General features: G+C 60.4%; 20 protein-coding genes and 1 tRNA gene. 7 read left to right on the forward strand and 14 right to left on the reverse strand.

Annotated elements, in window-relative coordinates; genetic code table 11:
• Positions 1-1,010 (forward strand): IS3 family transposase (locus DMP08_RS10990; RefSeq protein WP_123192932.1); only part of this gene is annotated, 1,010 nt, incomplete at its 5' end.
• Positions 1,011-1,152: 142 nt separating this feature from the next.
• Here the strand turns inward: DMP08_RS10990 and DMP08_RS10995 are convergent.
• Entirely contained in the window at positions 1,153-2,610 is a 1,458-nt protein-coding gene (locus DMP08_RS10995; protein ID WP_123192933.1) for a helix-turn-helix transcriptional regulator, read from the reverse strand.
• Positions 2,611-2,998: 388 nt separating this feature from the next.
• Here DMP08_RS10995 and DMP08_RS11000 point away from each other — a divergent pair, with 388 nt between their 5' ends.
• The gene (locus DMP08_RS11000) at positions 2,999-4,648 is read left to right on the forward strand and encodes an FAD-dependent oxidoreductase (protein WP_123192934.1); all 1,650 of its coding nucleotides are present in this window, start codon (positions 2,999-3,001) and stop codon (positions 4,646-4,648) included.
• 121 nt (positions 4,649-4,769) lie between these two features.
• Here DMP08_RS11000 and DMP08_RS11005 read toward each other — a convergent pair whose 3' ends face one another.
• From DMP08_RS11005 to uvsE, 7 genes are all read right to left on the reverse strand, one after another.
• Positions 4,770-5,582: a family 1 encapsulin nanocompartment shell protein gene (locus DMP08_RS11005; RefSeq protein WP_123192935.1), complete on the reverse strand. Its 813-nt coding sequence runs from the start codon at positions 5,580-5,582 to the stop codon at positions 4,770-4,772.
• A 116-nt stretch (positions 5,583-5,698) separates the two neighbouring features.
• A complete protein-coding gene (locus DMP08_RS11010) occupies positions 5,699-6,070 on the reverse strand; it encodes a demethoxyubiquinone hydroxylase family protein (protein ID WP_123192936.1) in 372 nt (123 codons plus the stop codon).
• Positions 6,071-6,244: 174 nt separating this feature from the next.
• Entirely contained in the window at positions 6,245-7,024 is a 780-nt protein-coding gene (locus DMP08_RS11015; protein WP_123192937.1) for a TVP38/TMEM64 family protein, read from the reverse strand.
• A 93-nt stretch (positions 7,025-7,117) separates the two neighbouring features.
• Complete coding sequence (locus DMP08_RS11020) at positions 7,118-8,746, reverse strand: sensor histidine kinase (protein WP_123192938.1); 1,629 nt, start codon at positions 8,744-8,746, stop codon at positions 7,118-7,120.
• A complete protein-coding gene (locus DMP08_RS11025; protein ID WP_123192939.1) occupies positions 8,734-9,435 on the reverse strand; it encodes a response regulator transcription factor in 702 nt (233 codons plus the stop codon). The genes DMP08_RS11020 and DMP08_RS11025 overlap by 13 nt, the downstream gene beginning before the upstream one ends.
• 90 nt (positions 9,436-9,525) lie before the next feature.
• On the reverse strand, positions 9,526-9,993 hold the full coding sequence (locus tag DMP08_RS11030) for a universal stress protein (protein ID WP_123192940.1): 468 nt from the start codon (positions 9,991-9,993) through the stop codon (positions 9,526-9,528).
• Between the two features lie 215 nt (positions 9,994-10,208).
• The gene (gene uvsE / locus DMP08_RS11035; protein ID WP_123192941.1) at positions 10,209-11,588 is read right to left on the reverse strand and encodes a UV DNA damage repair endonuclease UvsE; all 1,380 of its coding nucleotides are present in this window, start codon (positions 11,586-11,588) and stop codon (positions 10,209-10,211) included.
• A gap of 207 nt (positions 11,589-11,795) precedes the next feature.
• Here uvsE and DMP08_RS11040 point away from each other — a divergent pair.
• Positions 11,796-11,871: transfer RNA gene (locus DMP08_RS11040), tRNA-Thr, on the forward strand.
• Positions 11,872-12,065: 194 nt separating this feature from the next.
• Here the strand turns inward: DMP08_RS11040 and DMP08_RS11045 are convergent.
• The 4 genes from DMP08_RS11045 to DMP08_RS11060 all read right to left on the reverse strand — a co-directional run bounded on the left by DMP08_RS11045 (position 12,066) and on the right by DMP08_RS11060 (position 16,757).
• Entirely contained in the window at positions 12,066-12,761 is a 696-nt protein-coding gene (locus tag DMP08_RS11045) for a hypothetical protein (protein ID WP_123192942.1), read from the reverse strand.
• A 46-nt stretch (positions 12,762-12,807) separates the two neighbouring features.
• Complete coding sequence (locus tag DMP08_RS11050) at positions 12,808-13,527, reverse strand: TorD/DmsD family molecular chaperone (RefSeq protein WP_123192943.1); 720 nt, start codon at positions 13,525-13,527, stop codon at positions 12,808-12,810.
• 149 nt (positions 13,528-13,676) lie between these two features.
• Entirely contained in the window at positions 13,677-14,300 is a 624-nt protein-coding gene (locus tag DMP08_RS11055) for a 4Fe-4S dicluster domain-containing protein (protein WP_123192944.1), read from the reverse strand.
• Positions 14,301-14,315: 15 nt separating this feature from the next.
• A complete protein-coding gene (locus DMP08_RS11060) occupies positions 14,316-16,757 on the reverse strand; it encodes a molybdopterin-containing oxidoreductase family protein (protein ID WP_123192945.1) in 2,442 nt (813 codons plus the stop codon).
• Between the two features lie 429 nt (positions 16,758-17,186).
• Here DMP08_RS11060 and DMP08_RS11065 point away from each other — a divergent pair, with 429 nt between their 5' ends.
• On the forward strand, positions 17,187-17,714 hold the full coding sequence (locus DMP08_RS11065; RefSeq protein ID WP_161555462.1) for a GNAT family N-acetyltransferase: 528 nt from the start codon (positions 17,187-17,189) through the stop codon (positions 17,712-17,714).
• Positions 17,715-17,777: 63 nt separating this feature from the next.
• Here DMP08_RS11065 and DMP08_RS11070 read toward each other — a convergent pair whose 3' ends face one another.
• On the reverse strand, positions 17,778-19,052 hold the full coding sequence (locus DMP08_RS11070) for an ArsB/NhaD family transporter (RefSeq protein ID WP_123192953.1): 1,275 nt from the start codon (positions 19,050-19,052) through the stop codon (positions 17,778-17,780).
• A gap of 322 nt (positions 19,053-19,374) precedes the next feature.
• Between DMP08_RS11070 and DMP08_RS11075 the strand changes: the two genes are divergently transcribed.
• Positions 19,375-21,627, forward strand: coding sequence for a MurT ligase domain-containing protein (locus DMP08_RS11075; RefSeq protein ID WP_123192947.1), 2,253 nt, complete (start codon positions 19,375-19,377; stop codon positions 21,625-21,627).
• 367 nt (positions 21,628-21,994) lie between these two features.
• Positions 21,995-23,293 (forward strand): LCP family protein, encoded by a 1,299-nt coding sequence (locus DMP08_RS11080; protein WP_420541196.1) that lies wholly within the window; start codon positions 21,995-21,997, stop codon positions 23,291-23,293.
• A 1-nt stretch (position 23,294) separates the two neighbouring features.
• On the opposite strand, the gene DMP08_RS11085 is transcribed toward DMP08_RS11080, so the two are convergent.
• Positions 23,295-24,044 (reverse strand): TraX family protein, encoded by a 750-nt coding sequence (locus DMP08_RS11085; RefSeq protein ID WP_123192948.1) that lies wholly within the window; start codon positions 24,042-24,044, stop codon positions 23,295-23,297.
• Positions 24,045-24,159: 115 nt separating this feature from the next.
• Here DMP08_RS11085 and DMP08_RS11090 point away from each other — a divergent pair, with 115 nt between their 5' ends.
• Positions 24,160-24,948, forward strand: a complete 789-nt coding sequence (locus tag DMP08_RS11090) for a CPBP family intramembrane glutamic endopeptidase (RefSeq protein ID WP_161555463.1) — start codon at positions 24,160-24,162, stop codon at positions 24,946-24,948.
• Positions 24,949-24,966: the final 18 nt, after the last annotated feature.

The raw sequence follows: 24,966 nt of genomic DNA on the forward strand, positions 1-24,966 counted from the left end.
TCCGGGCCGACCTGGAGGAGGCGCTTCTCGAGGTCGCGGCGTACAAGGAGCTGATGCGCGACCCAAAAGCCGCAGGCCCGGAGAGCCTCTCGAAGAGGCGGCTCGTCGGGTTAGGAGAGAAGCTGAGACGGGACTCCGGGTGCTCCCTGGCCCGGATCTTGACGTTCTTGGGCATCTCGAAGAGCACCTACCACTACCACCGGGCGAGGCTCGATAGCCCGTCCGGCATGCCGGACGAGGACTTCGACGAGGCCGTGGTCGAGGCGTTCTCGAGGAACGGGGGGATCTACGGCTACCGGCGCCTCAAAGCGGAGCTCGAGGGCGAGGGCGTGCGCGCCCCCGAGCGCAAGGTGCGCGAGGCGATGGCCAGGCTCGGCCTCGTCGCCCGCTGCTCGAGGTCGGAGAGGAAGTGGAGCTCCTACAAGGGCGAGATCTCGGACGCCCCGGACAACCTGCTCGTCGGAAGCCGCGGGCGCCACGACTTCTCGGCGGGCGCGCCCGACGAGGTGTGGCTCACCGACATCACCGAGATGAAGGGCCGCGACGGCAAGCTCTACCTGTCCGTCATCGTCGACTGCTTCGACGGCAAGGCCGTCGCCTGGCGGGCGTCGACGAGCCCGAACGCGGAGCTCGCGGACTCCACGCTCCGCGACGCGATCGCGACGCTCGAGGAGGGCCGGCGCCCGATCGTCCACTCCGACCGCGGCGCGCACTACCGCTGGAAGGGGTGGATCGCGCTGTGCGAGGAGGCGGGGCTCGTGCGCTCGATGTCGCGCAAGGGGCACAGCCCCGACAACGCGGCGTGCGAGGGCTTCTTCGGCCGGGCGAAGGTGGAGCTCTTCCATTCGCTCGTTCGGGCGGGGGCTTCGGTGGCCGAGCTGTCCGAAGCCGTGGAGAGGTACATGCGGTGGTACAATGACGGCCGTCTCAAGGCGTTCAAGTCAGATGGCGGAAGAGCATCCTACGAGACCATCCGCGATCGCCGCAAAAGGCTCGGGCTGGCAGCCTGAGCAGTCCAAGAATCCTGCCGCACCCCCAAACTCGTCCGTTTTGACAGCGGGCCCATGGGTTTCGGCGCCGCGCGCCACGCGGCGCGCGGGCTGGCGTTCGCCGGCGCCCTCCCGTTGGCCGCCGGTGCGGTCTTGTTGCCCACTACTCCTCGAACAAGGCTATGACGTCGGCTTTCGAGTGCGCGCCGAGCTTGGCGTACAGGTGACGAACATGGGTCTTCACCGTGTTCTCGGAAAGGAACAGCTGCTGCTCGATTTCGGCGCGGCTTTTTCGCTGGGCGATGAGCCCCATGATCTCGGTTTCTCGGGCCGTGAGGCCGTATCGTTCCGCTAGCGACTCGCATCGCGCCATGAACCGTTCGCGCGGACCGGGTACATGCAGCTGTCCGTCAAGGGTTATTCCCGATGCGCCCCAGTCTCCGTTCACGGACTTTTCGCTGGTCCAGACCAGTGCGCATACTAAAACCAGCACGATGCCGCCCAGCGCCAATCCAACGAGGAACGCCTCGTTGAAAAACAGGCTGTTCTGCAGCAGGCATTGGCGGATGCCGATTCCTGCGAAAATTCCCAACTCGCTCAACGCGCGGGCAAGGGCGAAGAGCCGTAGGGTGGGAACCTCGAAGCGAAACGCGATGTTTGCCAGCATGAGCAGTACGAACATGGTGAACCACACGTATGCCAGCTTGAGGGAAAACGAGACGGCGAATCCCCATTGCGGATCGGCGAAGGGAATCGCCGCCAGTGCGATGATGGAAAGGGGCAGGCCAACCTTTGCAAGGAACCGCACGTCGATGCGATCTTTCAGCGTGAGCGCCATCACGATGATCACGATACCTGCGAGTCCGGTCGCCACCACGCGGTGAATGGCTCCCATCCAGGTGGCATCGGGGATGACCGATCCTGCGGTGCCGGAAAGAAGTCCGGCGGCCGTCATGATGCCCAGCAGCTTCCAGGGAAGGGGGTAGCGCGTGTTCGCCGAGCGGGCAGGTTCCGTTGGAAGGATGCGCAAGCTCAGCAGGGCGCATGCCAACGACGCCAAGGGAAGCAGCGCCGTTGCGGCGATAGCGTACGGTTCCTGCATGGTGCTGACTGCGAACGAAACTACGGCGGCGGTGATGCACGAGCCTGCGCCGTACATGAGCGTGCGCGTAGTTCCCATTTGACTGTACGCTTCAGCCCAAAGACAAAAGAGAAAGGCGCCTCCGATAGCCGTTACGGCCGATACGGCAAACAGAATTGCCGCTGCGCTTCCTGCGGGGAACAAGACCAGTCCCTGAAGCGCCGTCCCTGCTGCCGTGATGATTACGAATGCAGCGCTTGCTTTTTTATGACTGCTGAGGCGACCGATGCGGTTTGAAAAAAGGGCGAGCGCCAAAAACGTGCCAACGTCGCCTACGCGCATCCCGTAATTGATGGCCGCAAGAGACGTGTCGGGAAATCCGAAGCCAGGAAAAATGAAGGTTACATGCGTGCAGCATAGCCATGCGACAAGCAACCCCATGCCCAAAAATCGCAGGGGGAACAGCAGTGCAGCAAAAGAATCTTCCTCTTCTGCCTGATCTTCGGGAACGATGGCTCGTACGACATCACTTGGTTTCACGGCTCCTCCTTGTGGTTGCCATATTGTACCAGGCCGGGTGCGTGGCGTTACGAAGAGACGCGCCCGCATCGTGAGGATGCGGGCGCGCTGCACGCTGCCGCAGATGCTGGGTATCTGGCAAGGGCTTTTGCTGAGCGCTTGGTCAAACCATGCGTCGAGCGCGTCTTTGCGGCAGTCGCATGCATGCATGCGTGCCGTGCTTCGGGAGGGGGTGAGTGCAGGGGTGAGCTTGGATTCACCCCCTTGCTGGACGGTTCACCCGCGACAAAACCCAAGGTTGAACGCATGATGGCCCAAGAGCCCAGAGAGGGCAGCCGATCAGCTTGGCATGCGGCACCGACGCAGCGCTCAAGCTGACGGACACGTGAATTCTTCGGAGGGAGTTCTTATGAGCGAGATTACCAAAGGCCTGTCGCGCCGCAGCTTTCTGACGTTGGGAGGCGTGGCTGCACTGGGCGGAGCCGCCGCTCTGGCCGGTTGCGCCCCGCAGGCGTCGAGCGAATCGAAGTCGGAGTCCGCAAAGGGCGACGACGCCGCTATGAAGACGGCCGACCAGACGAAAGAGTGCGACATCGCCGTAGTTGGCGCGGGCGGAGCCGGCATGTGGGCTGCGGTTGAGGCCGTGCGCGCCGGCAAGAGCGTCGTTGTTATCGAAAAGGGCGCGAACGTGGGCGTGGCGAACGGTTCGCTGGCCGGCGGGCCGTTCACCGTCGGCTCGAAGCTGCAGCAGGAAGCCGGCATCGACTTCACGGTTGAAGAGGCGTTCAAGCACATCATGGAATACGGTCACTGGTCCACGAACGCGGCCGCCATCAAGGCCGCCGTGGAAATCTCCGGCGAGACCATCGACCAGTTCACCAGCGACTTCGGCGTGCCCACCGGCTTGCGCCCCGACAACTACGGTGCCGGTCATGCTTCGGTGCGCGCCAACTTCCAGTCCGATCCCAAGGACTCGAAGACGCAGACCAAGGGCGAGGCGCGCATGAAACCGCTTCAGGAATTCGTTGAGTCCGAAGGCGGCGAGTTCCTGTTCAACACTGCCGGCAAGCGCCTCATCATGGAAAACGGCGCATGCGTCGGCGTGCAGTGCGAAGGCGAAGGCGTCATCGACGTGAAGGCCAAGCAGGTCATCGTGGCTACCGGCGGCTTCTTGGGCAGCGCCGACATGATGCTGGAGAAGTTCGGCACGTTCGTGAACCCGCTGGGCAACATCCTGTCCGTGGGCGAGGGCATCGACATGGTGCAGGCTGCGGGCGGCCAGGTGTCCACGCAGTGGGGTATCGCAGGCAACGAGTTCGCCGGCTCCAACCAGAAGGCCGACGGCCTGTACGATCGCAAGAACGCAGCGTTCACGGTGGGCATTTACGGCACGCTGTTGGTGAACAACCAGGGCCGTCGCTTCAGCAACGAGGGCAAGTTCGCGAACCTTCCGCTGGCGCTGGGCGGAGCCATCTCGCTGGTGGGCGGGAAGTACTACGCGGTGGTCGACCAGACGTACGTCGACGGCTTGAACGCGGGCACCGATGCGTGGACGTTGTGCGGCTCCGACGCCGAGAACTGGCGCACCGGCATGATGACCCTCAAGGGCAAGGCGCTCGAGAACGTTCAGGCGAACTTCGACGCCGCCGTTGACGCGGGCTGGGCCTTCAAGGCGGATTCGATCGAGGCGCTGACAGAGGCCATTGACGCCCCTGATTTGACGAAGACCGTTGAAGCCTACAACGCTGCGTGCGCTGCAGGCAAGGACGACCAGTTCTACAAGCCGGCTTGCTTCCTTCAGCCGGTGGCCGCCGGTCCGTTCTACGCCATGCAGTACGAGCCCAGCGCTTGGGTGACCATCGGCGGCATCCGCACGAACGACCGCTTGCAGGCTATCGACGCCGAAGGCGCGGCCATCCCCGGTCTGTACGTGGCGGGCGCCGACAACGGTACGCTCATGAGCGCGCCGTACACCGACTACGAGGGCTACTCCCTCATGTGCGCGTACTGCGGCGGCCGCTTGGCTGGCCAGTACGCCGCTGCGGCGATCGACGCGTAGCATTTCGGTTTCCAGAGCGCGCAGACCCCTCCCTTACGCGCCCTGCTCCGTAGTTTCGGCGGCTTGTGCCGCTCGAAAAGAAACGGCCCGCACCTTGTGAAGCGTGCGGGCCGTTTCGCGTTTACTCGAACACGACGATTGCCGCGGGGTCTTTGATGCGCAGCGCGGCTGTTTCCATGATACGGAAGTGATGGTTGAAATCCGTCAGCTCTGCGTACCCGACCGAAAGATCAAGGCCGAGCGCCAAGTCGAGGTACTCGGGCTCCGCGCACACCAGCACGGCCTTGCCTTGGTCGATTGCGCTGGTCATGTAGACGTTGTCGCCGATCAGCTTCTTGATGCGGTCGATCTCCAGCATACCGGTGTTGGGTTGGAGGCGCTGCAAGGCCAGGAACAGATCCGGTGCCACGGCGAGCGCGTAGCGGCCCAGGTACCCGGTCTTGGCAAGCTGGGAGACGGCGGCTGCTACGTCGGAAAACCCGTTCTCGCCCTTATTCCAATCGGCGCGCTTCATCTTGTTCGCGCCCTTGGCGGTGAGCAGGCCTTCGGTCCCCAGCAGCTGGCTGCCGTTCAGCACCAGGCCGTCCTCGCGCCGCGCAGCCTTCTTGGCTGCCGTAACGGCCGGAGCTAGATCAAGCGGCATGCCCGTTTGGGTGGCCAGTTCAAGATCGCGCCCGAGCAGGGTGAAGTCTTCGTACAGCATGGGCAGCTCAAGTTGCGTGCGCCCAACGATGCGGCCGATGCCGTCTTCGAGCACCTCTTCTTTGGCTACGCTGTCTACGGCGACGGTAGTTGCTCCGGGGCCGAGCGGTCCGTAGGTTTTCAGGAAGCGCCGTGCGGTCAATTGCTGGCGCGCCGTGCTTATGACGGCGTTGTCGATTCGGTTCCAAAGCTCAGCCGAAAGATCGGCCGATTCGCGAGCGAGGTAATCCATATCGAACTCCTTTCGATTTGGGAAAGCGTGCGGCCGCGCACAAGGCGGAAAGCGAAGCCGACTGTCTTGCCGGGCCGTCGGCGGAAGGGCGGGTCCCTTCCGCGCAGGTGGCAAGGTTAGGAAAGATCGCCCACCGTAGGGGCTGCTGCGGGTTCGGCAGGCGCCGGCGCAATGTGCCCGTCGGTCTTGATGCCCAGGTCTTCCAGCATTTCCTGCACTTCTCCCTCTCCGTCCAGGAAGAACTCGGTTTCCTTGGGATCCAGGTGGCGCATCAGCGTGATGAGTTCGCCCATGTGCGCCTTTTCCTCATCGCGGATATCGGCCAACACGGCTTTTGCCGCGGGGTCGTCGGTGGCCAGATAGTGGGATTCGTACAGGTAAATGGCTTCCAGCTCTCCTGCGATGTCAAGGCGCAGCGCCTGCATGAGCTCGGCGTTGGTCATCTTGCGGTCGACGTTGCCGGCAAACGGATTCGCGAAACTAGGCATAGGGGGCCTCTCTCTCCTTGTGTCGTTCCGATGGGCTGGGCCGGTGCGGTGCTGCGGTTGCGGCGTGCTCGTCGGTGACGGCTTCGGTTACGTTCTTTCGCACATCATACGCTCTTGGGTCGGAGAAAGAGGTTACGAATCGGTAGTTATCAATAACTATTCTTAATAAATACACTATTGCGATTCAATACGGGACATACGCCGGTAGACAAGCACGCCTGCTCCCGCCAGCGCTACGGTGATGGCGGCAACGATGGCTGCTGCGGTGTAGTTGCCGCTGCCCAGGGCGCCTGCAACAAGGGTCGAGGAGACGATGGAAGGGATGCGGCCCACGGTGGTCAGGGCGACGATGCGCCAAGCGGGGCTTGTCCCTAGGCCGGCAACGTACGTGAGCAGGTCTTTCGGGGTTCCGGGAATCAAGAACACCAGAAACAGGATCAGCTCGAACCGTCGTGCGTCGCGCAGCCATTTGACTTCCGAAATTTTCTCGGGAGGAAAGAACAGCCTCACGACGCGCATGCCGAAGGTGCGGGTGAGCAACAGAGCAAGGCCGGTGCCGATCGCGCTTGCCGCCAGGCACCATAGGGTGCCCTCGACCGTGCCGAACGCGTATCCGGCTGCCAGCTCAAGCGGCTCGCCGGGGAGGAAGGCCAGTACCACCTGGGCGGCGTTCGCTGCGACGAACGCGACGCGCCCCCAGATTCCCATGCCTTCCACCCATGCGCGGAAGCGCTCGGTATCCGATACGAACGCCAAAGCTTCGGGGCCGAAGCGAACGCAGAGCGCAATCAAGCCTGCGGAGAAGGCCAGCAGGGCAACGATGAACGCCGTGCGCTTTGCCATCTGCAGCTGCCGCTCGCGCGCGGCAGCTGCAGCGGCGCCTGAGGCGCAGGGAGAAAGCTGCGATGAGGCGCTTGGCGCGATGGTCCGATGCAGCGCGGTGATGTCGTCCATGGAGTCTCGTTTCTATGATGCGATCAGCTTGCATCAAATGCTACGAGTCAAATATCTACTCCCGATCAACGCCGCGTAAACTATAGGTCGAGTTCAAGGCTGGCATGCGAACCGCGCCGTCACCCGCGCGCCTCCTTCGGGGCGATTTTCGAGCGTGAGCGATCCGCCGTGCTTGTCGCATAGCAGGCTGCTGATGTTGAGTCCCAGGCCAAAGCGCTCTTTCGACGGAGTCTCGCTGAAGAACGGCGCGCAACCGTTCTTCAGGGCCGCGCATGAGAAGCCCGGTCCGTCGTCGTCCACGATGAGCACGAGTTCTTCACAGCCTTCGTGCTCTGTCGGCCGGACGTCCAAGCGCGCGGACGCGGTTTTCGACGCGTAACGGAAGGCGTTCGCCAGAAGATTCTCCGCCACTTCGCTTACGAGCGAGCCGTCAACGCGCATCGAAGGCTGCTCGCATGCGCATCGCTGACTGACGAACAGGGAGAAGCGTGCCTCGTTCGAGCGAGCCAGGCCGTTGCCGGCATCTTCGATCAGTTCGGCTATGCGGCCGAACGCGACGTCGGACCGTTCGGGTTCGCGATCTTCCAGCTTCTGGAGGCTGCTCATGGCCGCGACGTAGCGTTCGAGCCGTTCAACCTGGGCCGAAAGCGACGCCGTCGAGGCTTCCAGCTGCTCGGAAGACGCCGTTCCCGCTTTGATGCGCGTGTCCAAAAGCTCGATCTTTCCCTTCAAGATGGTGAGCGGCGTGCGCAGATCGTGCGCGAAGGCCGCATTGAGGCGCTTTCTTTCCTCGGCTGTGCGCCACAGGGCTTTTTGCGATTCCGCCAGAGAAGCGCGCATGGTTTCAAACGACTGAGCCAGTCTTCCCAGTTCGTCTTCGCGGCCGTGCGCCACCGTGAAATCGAGGTCCTGATCGGCGATTTTGGCTGCCGCGCTATCGAGCACGGCAAGGCCCGGAGCAAGCCGCATGCGAAAAAAGCGTCGTGCGGCGGCGAATATGCACACGCCGAACCACAAGGGGAACATGAGAAACGACAAGAACCCGAACAGGGAGGAAAGGGCCCATGCGCTTGGCGATGCCGGCGTGCTGAGGTAGTAGCCAATGGGCGACGTCAGGGGTCCTTCCGTTGCGGCGCCTTCAGCCGTGTCCAGGGGGAAGAGCGCGGCGTAGGGACTGTCGGGGTTCTCGGCCAGCCAGGCGTCGAACCGCTTGCGCGCCCATGCGTCGTAGGCGGGTAGGTTCGCGAGCGTCGCTTCGGAGCCGAAGGCAGGCTCGAGCGCTTCCTGATCGCCGCTGGATTCGTAGTTGAAGTCGTAGACGAACGAGTAGTCGCTCGCGTCCGTTACGGCGGTGCTGTCGGGCAGGTCGGCCCGTGCGATCGACTGCATGCCGCGGCGCGCGCTTTGCACGAACGCCAGGCGGCTGTCGGACGTTACTTCGATCGAACGCGCTGCCACCAGGGAGTCGGTTTCCTTGTCGTAGAGGTAGAGCCCCGATACTTCGTAGGCATCGGCGGTCGCTTCGTTTTGCAAGCCGACGAACAGCGCCGACGTTGTTAGGGACAGCACGAGGGCCGCAATCAGGAACAGCAGCATGTACACCATGAACGACGTCTTGAGCGACGCGTTGCGCCAGCGTTCCCTCAGTTGCACGAGGCGGGCCGCACCCGTGGACGTGTCGTTGCCGCCGCCCGCGTCTGCGGCCCGGCCTACGCGCGCCATCGGTACCCCATTCCCCACACGGTTTCAACAGGGTCGTTTTCCGCTCCGGCCTTCGCCAGCTTCTTGCGGATGCGTCGGATATGCTCGGTGACGACCGACGGGTCGCTCTCGTTCTCCCAGCCGCCGACGTGTTCGTGGATCCGATCGCGCTCAAACACTTGACCAGGGTGTTTGGAAAGGAATGAAACAATGTCGAACTCGCGTCGCGTCAACTCGACCGGGCTGCCCGCAACGCTGACGGTGCGGGCGCTGTAGTCGATGACGATGTTGCCGTCGAAACGCACTTCGGCTTTCGTTTGGCGTCGCTGTTCCCGATTGAGGTGCGCGCGGATACGGGCGCCCAGCACTGCCAGCGAGAAAGGCTTCAGCACGTAGTCGTCGGCACCCGCCTCGAATCCTTCGAGAGCGTCGACGTCTTCCACGCGAGCCGTCAGGAACAGGATAGGGCAGCTCAGGTGCTCGCGAATGCGTCGGCATACCGTGTAGCCGTCCATTTCCGGCATGCCGACGTCAAGCACGATGAGGTCGGGCTTTTGCTGAGCCCGCTTGAGCGCCGTTGCTCCGTCTTTGGCGGTGAGGACGCGAAATCCCTGGTCGCTCAGATATTCTTCCAATAGTTCGACGATGTCGGGCTCGTCGTCCACGACAAGCACGGTGGTGACGTCGGTAGGTTTCTGTCCTGCGCTCATACGGTTCTTTCGCTTTGATGGGCATGTACGCGGCGAAGCATAGCACGGGAATCCCAACAAACGATCAACGCGCGGCCGCTGCGCGCTTCGCTATTCCTTGACCACCAGCACGGGGATGGGGGCCTCGCGCAGGACGTGGCTGCTCACGCTGCCCAGGATCCCGCGAAACGCGCCAAGGCCGCGCGATCCCATGACGATGAGGTCGCAGTTGCATTCTTCCGCGTACGATACGATTTGCGAGCCAGGGTGGGTTTCTTCAAGAAGCTCGATGACGATTTTGTTCATCAGCCCGCCCAGCATGCCGTCGATTTGGCGGTGCAGGTGCCTGTTCGCTTCGGCCGTGACCTCTTCGAAGGCTTTGCGCATGCCTTCGGGGACGGCGGAATCTACGATGTTTTGCGCTTCCAGCCTATTGATGACCAGCTTGTTCGTGTCGATGATCTGCACGATGCGCAGGGTGAGGCCGGGGTCTTCCTTGGCGAAGCGCGCCGCTTCGGCCAATGCGGCTACGGCTGATTCCGAGCCGTCAAAGGGAACCATGACGTTGTCGTACAGCATAAGGGGCTCCTTTCTTTCGCGCGATTGCATCGTTGCGATGCTGTTGGGTCGCGAAGGTTCTCTCAGTATAGCAGTCCGCCGGGGGCGCCTTCGTCGGGCCGCTTCCCGTTGGGTCATCGTTCGGCATTGTTCGGCGTGACGAAGATCGTCTCCTTTCGGCCTGTTGTTTCCCCTCTTCGGCATGGATGCCGATCCGGCCTGGCGCAACCCCGTTTTCAGAGTGCGAAGTAGTACGATGCAAGCAGGTACGCCTGGTCGTACTTCCGGGCAAGGCCGAGGAGCTTGCGCTTCACCGATTCCGCCGTTGCCTCGCCGCGCTGGAACCGCTCCATTGCGTCGAGGAACGAAGCGCGCTCTTTGTCGGTGGACAGATCCGACACGTAGCCCCAGACGTGCTGCGCCGCATTGGCGAACGATCCGGTGGAGGCGGGAATTGCCAGGGATTGCTCCACCAGCCGGTAGAACGGGACGGCCGGACGGCTTTGCTTGTCTTTGAGAAGCGTGCGAATGCGCTGGTAGGACGCCTGGTCATGTTCGAGCACCACGTATTTGTAGCGCGCCCATTCCTGCTCGAGCCTTGTTATGGGGCCGTTGGGGTCAAGGCAGGTCAGGCATTTGACGGCCGAGAGGTTCTTGTCTTTGACTTCCAGCATGACGTCGGGGCAGCGATCGCCGAGCGCCGTTCGGAATTCCAGGAATTCGTCTATGGCTATGGTGTCCGTATGGGCTCCGGCCCGCTTCCCCAAGGCTTGTTGCGAGTAATGGATCTTCTGGCGCCCGTCGGAGGCGGTCCATGTGCTGCCCGCCTTGTCGATGAGCGTCAACTGGTCGGGTGCGCCGGGCTCGTGGTTGATCTGATGGTGCAGGGTGTCGAACACCATGGGCGCGCCGATGCGGCGGCAGAGTTGCAGCACGTCGAGCGCGGTGAATAGGCGGTCGTCGTTTTCGATCACCAGGCGCTGCCTGATGGTCGATGGGAGCTTTTGGTACGCGGAGGCGAATCGATCCAAAGCCGCTCTTTTGTCGCCGTAGGCGCCTCCTACATGCAAGATTATCTTGCATGTGCCGTCCATTCCAAGGGCTGTCAGGAACGCGTCGTGATACGCCAGGTCTGCTGCGGCTCGTTGCGCGACGTCGGGATCGGGCGAATTCAAGACCGTGTATTGACCGGGGTGCATGCTCAGGCGGATGCCGTAAGCCCGTGCTTTTTCACCCAGGTGCGCCAGCTGGCTTGCGAACGCGGTTTGCCAATCGAGTTGATTGACGGGACTGGATCCGAAGGGGATCACGTCCGAGCTTATGCGGAAGATCCTGATTCCGTTGGCGCGATTGTAGTCGAGCGTGGTTTCAAGCGCGGCAAGGTTGTCGCTTACGACCTGGGCAAGGCGCTCGGACGTGGCAAGTCGTTTCGTGATGGATCGCATGGCCGCGCCGGGAACCGCAAGCGTTTTGGAGGCGTACCCGACAAGGATCTGCGAGGTCGATTCTTGGGCGCGGGACGATTCGCGGGCTTTTGCGCTCGTGCTGGCAGTTGGTTGCTTCGGGCGTTGTGCATGGCTTCCGTCCGACGGCTGCTTCTTGACGCAATCGTTCATAGGCGCTCCTCCGGGCTGTTTCCAACGATGGTAGCAACGAACGGCGGTCGGCCTTGGAGTTGTTGAGGCTTCGTTTCGCGGGCGTCGGTTTTGGGGCGTTGACGTGAGAAAGGTTGTGAAAATCCTGCGAGAAATCCACGAAAGCCCTCTTGCAGGGCGCGCGGGCTTTCTGTATACTTCATGTTCGCGCTTCGCAAGAGGCCGTATGCCAACGTGGCTCAGCTGGTAGAGCAACGCACTCGTAATGCGTAGGTCAGCGGTTCGAATCCGCTCGTTGGCTCCACGGAAGATGCAGGCCGTCAGGGTAGAACCTGGCGGCCTGTTTTCGTGTTGCTCTGTGTTACGGGCAGGTATTTGACGCTTGCTAGAACATCCCTTAGCGCCTTTTCGATTTCTAGTTGGAATTTGAGGTTCATGAGTGCTGTGGCGCAATGTATAGGGTTGATAAAGTGGTCGGAAAGCGGGTCGTCACCTGTATCAGGTGCTTTCTTTGCTATTGGCGGGAGCAAGCTTATCAAGGCGTGCCCTTCGTATGCGCAGGATCAGGTAGAGCCCGGCGACGAACAGGTAAATCGAATAACTGACCTGTGCTTTTGCAGATCCCTGAAAAGCGGAAAATAAAAGGTAGCCTGATAGGTGGACGAAGATTACAGCGAAGAAGGCGTATGCGGTCTTTTGCACGGTTTTCCAGGTGGATGCTCTCATCTTCTTTTTTACGTGTTCGAACGATGTTGATGCCAGGGCGATGAGAAGCGCCACTAAAACGAGGGATGCGATAAGAGAGAAAACAATATTGGGGCGAAGTGCCGCAAGCGTGCCGATGAACGTCGAGTAGTTTGTTCCGTATACAACGACATGGACAACAATAAAGATGCTGGCAATAATCGACAGATTTGCTCGTATTGGCATGAACGCGTTGCGTAGGGCCGATTGGGGTTTTGCAACCCCAATGAACATGACTAAGGCGAACAGGGCAAAGGCGAGTCTTCCTTTTTGAAAAAGGTCTCCTATAACGCGAACAATGGGATCGGAGCCGGGGGTGGTAATGACGCAGAGGGAGATGCCGCAAACTAAGAGGGCGAGCGCGTAGAATACGGCAGGGTGTTTACCAAGGGGTTTTCTTATGGCATAAGCTACTAAGGGAACGATGGCAAGCGAAAGCAAAAGGCTCATGAGAAGCTCCCGTCAAAGGTTTCTTTGTCGTGTGTTGGGGTTGAGGCTATGTTGTGCGAGTGCGGTAGTTTTTCAAAAAGACGGAGCCTGCGCGGCCAAGCCAAGGATAGACAATACCGCAATTCGATTGCGCACAGGAATCGAAAAAGTCGAACCACCAACCAATAAGGTGAGGTTTGAATTCTTCGATCGCCATCTCCCATCGCTTTTCGCTAGAGCCTTCGTTCTCGTGAAGCGCGGCGGCCAGTTGGGTGTATAGGTAGGCCATGAATTCTGCTTCGATGGCAATGTGATCTCCGGGTTCTCGAGATGTTTCGTTGGATAGCGCGAGCCCGGCCTTTCGGTAACATTGTTCGGAATGGAGCGCGGCTTGGTTTAGGAAAAGGGCCGTGGGCATGTTGTTTTTGTCCCTCAGGTCGCGAAACTGCATTTCGTATAGCGATATGAGCGGCTTTTTGGGGTGAGTGAAGAGGGTCGTATAATCTCGTCGCATCTGTTGGAATAGGGCTGTTTCGTTGGTGCTTTGCAGATGCTGTTCCATAACCGGCTCGAACAAGATCTTTGTTTCGTCGATTCCCGTGTCCTCGAAAATGGCGACGACGTCGTGTTGGATGCTTTTGTCAAGCAAGCCCCGGGCAAGTTCTTTTGTCGGATTGAGATAGAACATAGACAGAAGATGGAAAAAATCGGCGCATCCCAATGCGAATGCCAGACTTAAGTTCTTTGCGGGGTCTTCTACGGGAAGAGGGCTTTTTTTGCTGCTCATGCGGATGTTCCTTTTGACGACTGGGGATAGGCAGGAGGGGCCGCGAAGATGGGAGGGAGGGATGCGCGGCCCCTCCTGCAGGTGAATGGCGGTTGGTTTAGCGCCTCTGCTGCGAACGGCGAAAGAGCGTGCAGCAGAGGCCGCTTGCTTTACGCCAAATAGTACACGGAGGGTTCGGTGCCTTTGTCTTCCAGTAGGCGAATCGGTTTTCGATCGGAATCGGAAAGAAGGCGCGATACGTCGCTGTTGGGATCATCTAGATCACCCCAAAAACGCGCGCGTCCCGGACAATGCTCCATGCAGGCGGGCATGGCGCCTCGTGCGATGCGGTTGGCGCAGAAGGTGCATTTTTCAACGGTATTGACAAGGTGTTTTGGTGCGTCGGCATCACCTAACGGAAAATCGACGACGTAAGTGGGCTCGTCCTCGTTGAAGGTGCGAACGTCATATGGACATGCCGCCATGCACGAACGGCATCCGATGCATTTTTCGGGGTCCTGCATGACGATTCCCGTTTCCTCGTCTTTCCATGTCGCTCCTACGGGGCAAACCTGTGCGCAAGCAGGGCTGGCGCAGTGCTGGCATCCAACTGGGTAATGAGCCATGGACACATTGGGGTAGGTGCCTTTTGCGGTGTCGGGGTAGTCTCCGCCGTCGGTGTGTACGGTATTCCACCACATTTTGTTGGGCAGATTGTTGTTCGACTTGCAGGCCATGGCGCATGCCGTGCAGCCAAAGCAGAGCTGAAGATCAATTACCATTCCGTAACGCATGTATAGCCCTCCTTTCTATACGTTGGCCTTCTCGATTTCGATAAGCGTGTCAAAGTAATAGCTGTTTGCGACAACGGGCGTTATGTTGTGGCCCAGCAGATCGCAATAGAATCCTTCGATAAACTGGTTTTGGTCCCACCCGTGGTCTATGACCACCATGCCGGGGCGTATGCCATTGTTGAAGCGAACCTTGAGAGTGCAGGTGCCGCGATCGTTGAACATGCGAATGTAGTCGCCGTCGGCAATCCCGCGCTCCTTGCAAGTTGCCGGATTGACTTGTACGTAAGGCTCGTCTTCGAACTCCAGTAGCCACGGTACGCGGGTATACTGCGTGTGAACCTTGTATTTGTTGCGTTCGGACGTGAAATTGAGCGGGTAGTTTTCTGCGAGCGGGTTGTCTTTCCATGCTTCGATGGGAGGCTCCCAATAAGGGAGACGTTCTTTCATGATGTCGATCGTCTGCCCGTAATCGGTGTCCAGCGGAATTGCTTCCTGGTAGAACTGCAGGCGGCCCGTTGGCGTGCTGTACGTGCCTTCGCCTCCCATAACCCGTTCATCGGGCTCGAAGGTCAATACGGCCCCTTCTTTCTTTACGCGATCCCACGTGATGTTGGCTTCCTTGGCGGCCGGGTTGTCGAATACCGCATTGTAAAGAGCGTCGCGATCTTTGAACATTTTGTCTTGGAAGCCCATTTTTTCAAAGAGCGCGTTGAAGACCTGGAAGTCATCTTTTGACTCGTAGAGCGGTTCGGCCGACTTGGCATTGTAGAAGATATAGCGCGTGTCTGCTCCTTGAGCGCTTTCGCATTCAAAGTAATGGCAGATGGGCAGTACGATATCGGCGTAGTTTGCCGTACTGGTCATGACAACGTCTGCAACAACAAGAAGTTCGACATCTTCAAGGAACTTGCGCCACTTTACGCCGCCAACCTGAGTTCCAAATAGATTGTGGTTCCAGATGTACAGCGTCTTGATGTTGATGTCCTGCTTGCCGTATTTCTTTGTGTCCATGAGATTGAGCAAAGCAGGAGAGTAGAAAACGGGGCTTCCCGGTGCGTCTTTTGGCTTGAATACGGTGTACGGCATCCATCCAACCGCAATTTCGCCACGCCAGGTTCCCTTCGAGCTGTTTCCGGGGTGCCCGAACTGGCCTGCGAGCATGCACATGGAGAGAATGGCCGAGAAGGTTGCCATGCCGTTTGTGACGTGGTCGAGCCCAAGCCCCATATTGATGGAATTGTGGCCATCCTGGGCGATATGGGCAAGCTCCCTGATTGTTTCAACGGGAATGTCGCAGATCTCGGATGCTTTCTCGGGTGGCCATTCAGCTACTCGTTCAAGGAGAAGATCGTATGCAGTGGTAACCGAGACGCCTTCGATTTCGAAAGTGCCGTGCAGGACGGGGTTTTCGATATCGCCAAGAGCGCCCAGCGTTCCGTCTTCCGCACGCACGACGCATTTATCCTCAGGCGTGCCGGCTTCTGCTTTTCCAAGGTCGCTTAAGCGGAAGTACTTTCCATTTTCATCTTTCACCAAGCAGGGGGCCACGGTGTCAGACTTCATGAACTCTTCTTTGGCCAAGCCTTCGTTCACTAAGACGTTCGACATGCCGAGAGCCAGTGCTCCGTCGGTGCCGGGGCGAATGGGAACGTACAGGTCGGCTTTCGAGGCCGCGATGGTGAATGTAGGGTCGATGACGACGATCTTCGCACCGTGATGCGTTTTTGTTTGGAACATGTAGTGAGCCGTTTGGCTGTCGCCCTCGGTGGGATTGAATCCCCAGATGAAAATATTGTCGGCATTGAATACGTCATTGCGGCCACCTCCACCTGGGCCTTTGCTGGCGCCCACAATAGGAGGAAACGCTGCGTAAAACACGCGGTCTTGAGCGGGGTCGAGGGTGACGGCTCCCATATAGGCTGCCAGTCGCTTTCCGTACTGGGAGTCAGGGGTAATGTTGCCCGATCCTCCAAGGAAGGCATTCGAGAGCGGACCGTGCTTCTCCATGACCTCTTTCCACTTATCCGCAATGGTGGTCAAGGCTTCGTCCCAGCTGATTTGCTCCCATTTGCCTTCGCCGCGTTCTCCCGCGCGCTTCATGGGGTGCTTGAGCCGATCTTCCGCGTAAACGCGCAAGGCGTGGGTGAGTCCCTTGTTGCAAAGGCGGGTCACATGAGGATCTGACAATTGAATGCGAGATGTCTTGACGACTTTGCCGTCACGGACGTGAACATTCATGGGGCAGCCGGCACCGCAGCCGCCTCGACAAACGCCAGGTTTTACGATTTCTTCTACTGCATCTACCTCGGTGGAGGATGCGTCGTCGGCTTTTGTTAGCGGACTGCATCCCGCGAGCCCCGATCCAAGTCCGGCTGCAGCGACGGCTGCGGCCGACCCTTTGAGGAAACTCCTTCTTCCTATTGATTTTTTTAGAATGGTAGAATCATTGTGTTCCATGCGTGCTCCCCCTTTTTCGACAGAAGTCTCTTGCCGACAAGATATGTGCCAGGCCAACCTTCCCCGTGTTGTGAGCAAATTTGCCGTGCCGGCACCAACATGGACACTAATGTTAACGTGCTCAGCTGATGGGGAGTCATTGAATGTTTTTATGCTCTGATAAGGGTTTTTGTATCGCGACGGTAAATTTTTGCGAAGTGATAAGAAAATCCTATCGGCAGGAAAAGGGAGTAAAGTTAGCAAAGCGCCCGAATGGTGAGCATTTCACTTCCTCCGGCGCTTTCTTTATTTTCGGCACAAGTCTTTTATTCCTGCGCCCGGTTCAGCAGTGGATTCACGGGCCTCGCAAGTGCTCGCCCGACTGTACGACGGGTATACTACGCGAAGTCGATGTGCTTGCCCGTTTTGAAGGTTTGCAGGAGGTTGTTCATGGAATTCGTCGTTGCAACAGCTGAATACCTTGATCGCATGTGCGACATAACCGACCAGGCGAAGCGCCAGCTTCGGGGCTTGGGCGTGAACCAGTGGCAAAACGGATATCCTTGTCGCGAAACATGGGTGCAGGACGTAGCGGACGGCTGCACGTATCTTGCGATGGAAGATGATTCGGTGCAGGGAATCTTTGCCTACAAAGAGGGCCCCGATCCTTCGTATGCGGTCATCGACGGCGCGTGGCTGACCGGCGACGATGGCCGCTATGCGGCGCTCCATCGCGTGTGCGTGGCGGACGAAAGCAAGGGAAGGGGCGTGGCGGGCGCGATGTTCCAGCACGCGTTCGGCCTTGCCCGGCGTGCCAATCTGGGTTCCGTGCGCATTGACACGCACCCGCAAAACGCGCCGATGCGCCGTGCGCTGGAAAAGGCCGGCTTCGAGTATTGCGGCGAGATTCGTTTGGCGGAAGGCGCCGAGCAGGGCGATCTGCGCATCGCGTTCGAGAAGGAGCTGCCCCGCGCGTAGGCCCGTGCTGCGCACGTCGCTGCATGCTGCCGTCGGTTCACGCGGTATTCGCGACTGCTTCGCCTAGGCGGCCGGGAACCTCAGCACCAGGTACGCGCCCGCCATCAGCACCGTGAGCAGCATGATGGGAAAGGCCGTTTTGAAGAAGCTCATGAACGTGATCTCGTAGCCGAATTTCTTGCTGATGTCGGACAGCACCACGTTCGCGCTGGCGCCGATGAGGGTGCCGTTGCCACCCAGGCACGCGCCCAAGGATACGGCCCACCACAAAGGCGTTACGTCCATGCCCGACGCTTCCATGGTCAACAAGATGGGGATCATGGTGGCTACGAAGGGTATGTTGTCTAGGAAGCTGGAGATAACCGCCGATCCCACCAGCAGCACCAACATGGTTACGAACACGTTGCCCCCGGTCATGTCCACCAGGCTGTTCGCCAGCATGCCGATGACGCCGGTCTCTGCCAGCGCGCCCACGATGACGAACAGGCCCGCGAAGAACGAGAGCGTGGTCCACTCCACTTGCGCGAGGGCGTCCTCGATGCTTGTTCGCGAGAGCAGGATGGTGATGCCGGCCACGCCGAGGGCGATGATGCTGGATTCCAGCCCCAAAGCGCCATGGGCCATAAACCCGACGACCACGACGCCGGTCATGACAACGCTCAGCTTGAGCAGGCGCGCGTCTTTGATGTACGTGCGCTCGTCAAGTTCCATAACGCGGGCGCGTTCTTCGTCGTTGACTTTCATGGACCGCCCGTACATGAAATAGAACACTATCAAAATCGCGGCCAGGATGACTACGACGGCAGGGGCGTCCATCATGATGAAGTCGAGGAACGTGAACCCTGCGGCCGACCCGATCATGATGTTCGGGGGGTCGCCGATGAGCGTGGCGGTTCCGCCGATGTTCGACGCCATGATCTCGGTCATGAAGAACGGGATGGGGTTGATGTCGAGCAGGCGGCATACGGTCAGGGTCATGGGCCCGATGAGCAGCACGGTGGTCACGTTGTCCAAAAACGCGGAGAGAACCGCCGTGAGCAGGACGAACAAAAGCATGATCTTCCAGGGGTCGCCCCGTGCGATGCGCGCGCTCTTGATGGCCAGGTACTCGAACACGCCCGACAGCTTCACCACCGACACAAACAGCATCATGCCCAGCAACACACCTAGCGTGTTGAAGTCGATGTGCCCCATGGCTGCGTCGAACGTCATGACGTGCAGCGCGAGCACCACCATGGCGCCCACGATGGCGGCGAGCGATCGGTGGAGCTTTTCGGTCATGATCGCCAGCATGACGATGACGAATATGACGATGGCTATGACTTGGTTTGCGTCCATGGGCGCTATTGTACGCCCGAAGCGGCGATCGAGGCTGCACTTTTCCAGCGGCCTGTCCATCAATATGCGTCGAATGGCGGGCAGCGAGTTGCACGGCGCCGACGTCCTCCGACGTCTGCCATTGGTTTTCCTTCCGCACGGCGCACGCTCCCTCTTAGACTGTCTGAGGATGCTGCGCTTCGGTTGGCGCGCGGGCGCAACCTGATGATTGTATGGAGGGGCATGCCTTGCGGGCGCGGGGCGCGTTCGTGCGCGACAACCGAACGGGTATACTGATCGCATTGAAGCCGTACTACACGTACTACAAGACGAAGGACACTTTATGGGTTTGCAGTTCGCCGCCGCACGCGCCGTGAGCGCCGTCTCCACGTGGGGACTGAAGAACGTGTTTCATCGCCCCGCCGCCAACTTTCCCGGAAAGATCGCGCTGTACGTCGACCCTCGCATCATCGCCGATTTGACGCCGAAGCTGGCCAAGGGCTCGATTGCGGTGGTCGGCACGAACGGGAAGACCACGGTCACGAACCTGCTTGCCGACGTGCTGGAGCAGGCGGGTCAGCGCGTGGTGTGCAACCGGACCGGAGCGAACCTGGATTCGGGCGTAGCTACGGCGCTGCTGCATGCGGGTCCGTCCGATTGGGGCGTGTTCGAAACCGACGAGCTGTGGCTAGCGAAGATCCTGCCGCATCTGAAGGCGAACTACGTTGTTTTGCTCAACCTGTTCCGCGATCAGCTGGATCGCGTGGGCGAGATCGATCGCATCCAGGATAGCATCGTGGGCGCGCTGGCTTCGTCGCCCGACACGGTGCTGGTCTACAACGCCGACGATCCGTTGTGCGCGATGATCGCCGAGCGTGCGGAAAACCGGTCCATTGCGTTCGGCGTGGCGCAGGATATGGGTCTGCCGCAGAACACCGTGGCGGATGCCACTATGTGCCAGCGTTGCTCGTCGATGTTCGAGTATGCGTTTCGCCAGTACGGCCAGCTGGGAGATTTTCATTGTCCGAACTGCGGGTTCTCTCGCGCGAGCCTTGATTTTGCCGCCGAGGACGTGCGCTTGGGCACGGACGGCTTGTCGTTTCAGCTGGGAAAGCCCCAACAGGGTGCTGCTGCAAACGCGGGCGCGTTTTCGGTGCGTGCCTCGTTCAGCGGCGCGTACATGGTGTACAACCTGGCGGCGGTGGGCGTTGCCGCAAGCCTGCTCGGCTGCTCGAACGACGCGCTTCAGCAGGCTATCGATGCGTTCGACCCGCAGAACGGGCGTTTGCAGTCGTACGAGATCGCCGGTCGATCGGCGCTGCTCAACTTGGCAAAGAACCCGACCGGGTTCAACCAGAATCTCAAGATCATCTTGCAGGACGAAGGACCTAAGGCCGTGGCGTTCTTCGTCAACGATAAAGAAGGCGACGGTCGCGACATCTCGTGGCTGTGGGACATTGATTTTGAAGAGCTTGCCGCCGAGCGCGACTTGCTGGTGTTCGCGGGCGGGATTCGCCGCAACGACCTGCAAGTTCGCCTGAAGTATGCCGGGCTTGACGCGCAGCTGATAGACGACGCTCGCGACTTGTTCGGGCGCTTGTCCGGCGTATCCGCCGATGTGAAAGCGTACCTTATTGCAAACTACACGGCGCTTCCCCCCGTTCATGCCGACATGGATGCGCTGGCCGCTGCCGAAGCCTCGCCGTCGGCGGGTGCGTCGGACGTTTCGGATGCGCTCGCTGCTGCGAACGCATCCGACGTTTCGCAGGAGCCTTTTGCTGTTGCGAACGAGTCCTCGGCCCCGCAGGCGGCCTCCGCTGCCGATTCGTCGGATTCCGAGGCCCCGCTTGTTGTTGCGCACCTGTTCCCCGACCTGCTCAATCTGTATGGCGACGGCGGCAACGTGCGCATCTTGGAGCGTCGCCTTCGCGACCGAGGCGTTGCTGTGGAGGTTAGGCGCGTGAACCACGGCCAGTCCGTTGATCTGGCGGATGTCGACTTGGTGTTCTTGGGCGGCGGGCCCGATCGCGAACAGCGCTTGGCTTCCGCCGAACTCATGCGCATGCGCGACGAGCTGCGCGCCTTCGTCGAGGACGACGGCGTGTTGCTGGCTATTTGCGGCGGCTATCAGATTCTTGGCAAGGAATGGCTGCTGGGCGACGAGGTGGTCGAGGGCCTGGGCATCGTCGACATGACCACCGAGCGCGCGGCGGGATCCGCTGACCGGCTGATCGACAACATCGTGCTGGATTCGCCTTTGGCGCAGATGCCGGTGGTGGGGTACGAGAACCACGCCGGTCGCACGCGGCTTGGTGCAGGAGTTCAGGCTTTCGGGCGCGTGGTGTCGTCGGTGGGCCATGGCAACAACGACGACGACAAGCAGGATGGCGTGTTGTACAAAAATGTGGTGGGAACGTACCTTCACGGTCCGCTGTTGGCGAAGAATCCGCAGGTGGCAGACGCTTTGCTGACTCGGGCTCTCGAGCGTCGTGCGGCGCGGGCGGGAGTTTCCGCCCCCTTTCTTGCGGCGCTTGACGACACGGTGGAGGAAGCTGCGAACGAATACCTGTGCAAGCGCTTGAGCGTGCGCGCTTAACGAATAGCGAGGGCGGCTTCCTTGAGGAGCCGCCCTCGATTCGCTATGGGCTTTTCCTAGTAAAGGTTTGTGTGCGCTTGCACGCTTGCGCGTTCGTCGGCACAATACGTCCATGGACTCTCAACGAAGCAATCAAAGGCGCCCTTCGCGCGCGCATGGGGAATCACCTCGACCCACGCAAGAAAACCGCTCTTCGCGGCCCAGTTCCGTCCGGGCTTCTCGACCGGCCGCCTCGCGCGGCGCGGGCGACGGTGCAAGAAAGCGACCGAGCGTTCAATCCTCGTCTTCTCCTACGCCTCGTACTCGATTGTCGCGCAACGGCGCTGACGCGCCGCGCTCTTCAAAGCGGAAGCGACCCAGCAAGCTGGTGATCGCTCTTGCGGTGGTGGGCGTGCTCGTGCTGGGCGGGGCCGGTGCGGCGTTTGCGTACTATGGCATTTTGTCCGGCAACTTGCACGCAGGCGTTGACGCCAAGCTGCGCGCCGCTTTGGTCAAGACCGACTTGGCGAAGGAGCCGTTCTACGTGCTGCTCATGGGCACCGACGGATCGAACGACCGCGAGGCTTCCCAGGAATACGCCGGGGATCAGTTTCGCAGCGACAGCATCATCCTTGCCCGGATCGACCCCGTGGACAAAAAGGCGACCATGGTTTCGATTCATCGAGATACCTTGGTCGATATGGGCGAATACGGCCAGAACAAGCTGAACGCAGCCCATGCCATCGGCGGCGCGGCGCTTTCGGTGGAGACGGTTTCCAAGCTGGCGGGCGTTCCCATCTCCCATTATGCCGAGATCAACTTCGACGGCTTCAAGGACGTGGTGGACGCTCTTGGCGGCGTGGAAGTGGACGTGCCCATGGAGATCGACGACGAAGACGCGGGCGGTCATTTGGATGCCGGCGTGCAGACGCTTAGCGGGGATCAGGCTTTGATCCTGTGCCGCTCGCGGCATGCGTACGACGAGTTCGGCGACGGGGACTCGTATCGCGCCGCGAACCAGCGCTTGGTGCTGGCCGCTATCGCCAAGAAGATTCTTGCTGCCGATGTGGCCACGATGGCGAGCACGGTGCAGGCGCTTTCCCAGTACGTGACCACCGATCTCGAGATCACCGACATCATCGGCATCGCCCAGGCCATGCAGGGTTTGGATCCGGCTACGGACCTATATTCCGGCATGGAGCCCACCACGTCGAGCTACATCGACGGCGTGTGGTACGAAATAAACAACGTCGAGCAATGGAAAGCCATGATGGCGCGCGTTGAGCAGGGGCTTCCTCCCACTGAAGGCGATGTCGTGGATCAGGTGTCCGGCACGATCCTGGCCAGCACCGGCAGCGGTCAGCTGGTCAATGAGAACGGCGACTTGAGCGGCGGCGGCGCTTCGAACAAGCGCTCGGGCACCGTTGCCGTGCGCAATGGCAACGGCATTGCCGGGGCGGGATCGCAGGCCTCGGCGCGCATCGAAGAGCTGGGGTATCGGGTGGAGTCGGGCAATGCGGACAGCTTCGACTACCCGCAAACGCTCGTCGTGTACGAAAAAGGCGGGAAGGCCGACCGTGCGCAGGAGATCGTCGATGCGCTCGGCGTGGGCAAGGCCATGGCCAACGACGGCTCGTACATCATCAACGCTGATTTCCTGGTGGTGCTGGGAGCTGATTGGAAGTAGCTTAGAAGCCCATCGTCCAATCGTTGAGCAGCATGCCTTTCGCCAAGCCCAATAGCAAGATATGCGCAGGGTAGTATGCGTAGAAGAACCATTTCAGGGGACGGCCGCGCTTGCCGTTGTACGCGAGCAGCAAGGGGATGGTGGCGGAGCATCCCAGCAAAGGGTACAGCGCGAATGGAAGCAGGGCGGGGTCGAAGCCTTCCAAGTAGCGCGAGAGCGCGGGCAGGCCGTTGCCCAAAACGGGCAGGATCACTGCGTATGCGATGCGCTCGCGTCGGTCGGGCACTGCGCGCATGACGAGGATCATGACGGGCCCCAGGATCCCCCAGTCGCATACGGCGCTCACGACCGTGAGCGCCGCGGCGGAAATCCAGAACCCGGCGCGGTTCTTCATGTGGTCGTACAGGTACAGCATGGCGAGCCCGATAAGCAGCGTGAACAGCGCGTTGAGGTCGTGTGCCAAGAACAGGCCGTACGGTATTTGGGATATCAGGGCGAACAGGAGCAGCCGTCGGGCATATCGAGCCACGTTCGACGTTAAGCGGTAACCCTCTACCAGCAGAAATGCCATGATGGGAAACGTGAGTCCCCCGAAGCCGAACAGCAGGCAAAGCGCCTCCGCGGGCAGGTAGGGATAGAATATGTAGCAGGCGTGGTTGAGCGTCATGCCCACGATGGCCACGATTTTCAGGGCGAAGGAGGAAACGCCGAAGGGCCCTTTTTCGCCGGGTGTGTTGAGCGATGCGTTCATGGTGCTCCAGTATACTGTGGCGAACGGGCGGTTCAAGGACGAAGGTCGAAATTCGGCGAGGCGATTAGGGGTGTTGCCGGGGATGGGTTCGAGCGGTTCGAACAGGTCAAGGGGCTTGAAGGCGAGCGGCAAAGCATTGCCGTCGTTTGCGGTCGCCCTGGCGCTTTCGGTGCTTTGCTTCCAGGTTCTTCCCGCCGATACGCTTGCGGAGTCCGTGCTTCAAAGCGCGGCGCTGGCTGCCATTGCGGGTGGCGGCGTGGCCTTTGGCAAGCCGACCGCCTTTCGCCGCGCGCGCGTGACCAGGACCTCGCTTGGCGGTTGGGCGCCGTTCGTTCTTGGCGTGGGGATGGTTGCGGGCGCGGCGTTGTGGTGGCTGGCGGGCTTTCGTCCCGCAGACGTTTCGCTTTCGGGCGCTACGGTCGTTCGCGTCGTGTTGGTGCTTTCGTCGTGCCTGATGGTTGGCGTGTTCGAAGAAGGCGTGTTTCGCGTTCTTGCGCTTGAGGCGTTTGTTCCGCGGCTGGGGGCCTTGCGGGTGGCCGTCGCTTCGGCCATCCTGTTCGGGATGCTGCACGCGTCGTTCGGCGAAGCTGAAGCCCTGGACGGGGCCGTTGCTTGGACGCAGGCGATCCTCAAGCCCCTGCAAGCGGGCTTGTTCGGGTTCTTCATGGCCGCATGGTATTTGAAGGGGTGCGGTTTGTGGGGTCTGGTGGGTGTTCATGCGGTGTTCGACCTGGTGTATTTGGGGCCGTTGATGCTGATGACGGGAGGTCAGCCCGCGTACGTGACGGGCAGCCCGGCTGACCTGGCAATCCTTGCGGGCACGACGGTGCTTTTGCTGGCTCCGGCTTGCGCTGCATGGAAGGCCGTGCGCAACGCGCCTGGCTCTAACGGTTCCCAGACGTAGGGCAAGTTGGCTTCCTGC

It is taken from the genome of Paraeggerthella hongkongensis (genome assembly GCF_003726035.1).
Taxonomy (GTDB): Bacteria; Actinomycetota; Coriobacteriia; order Coriobacteriales; family Eggerthellaceae; genus Paraeggerthella; species Paraeggerthella hongkongensis.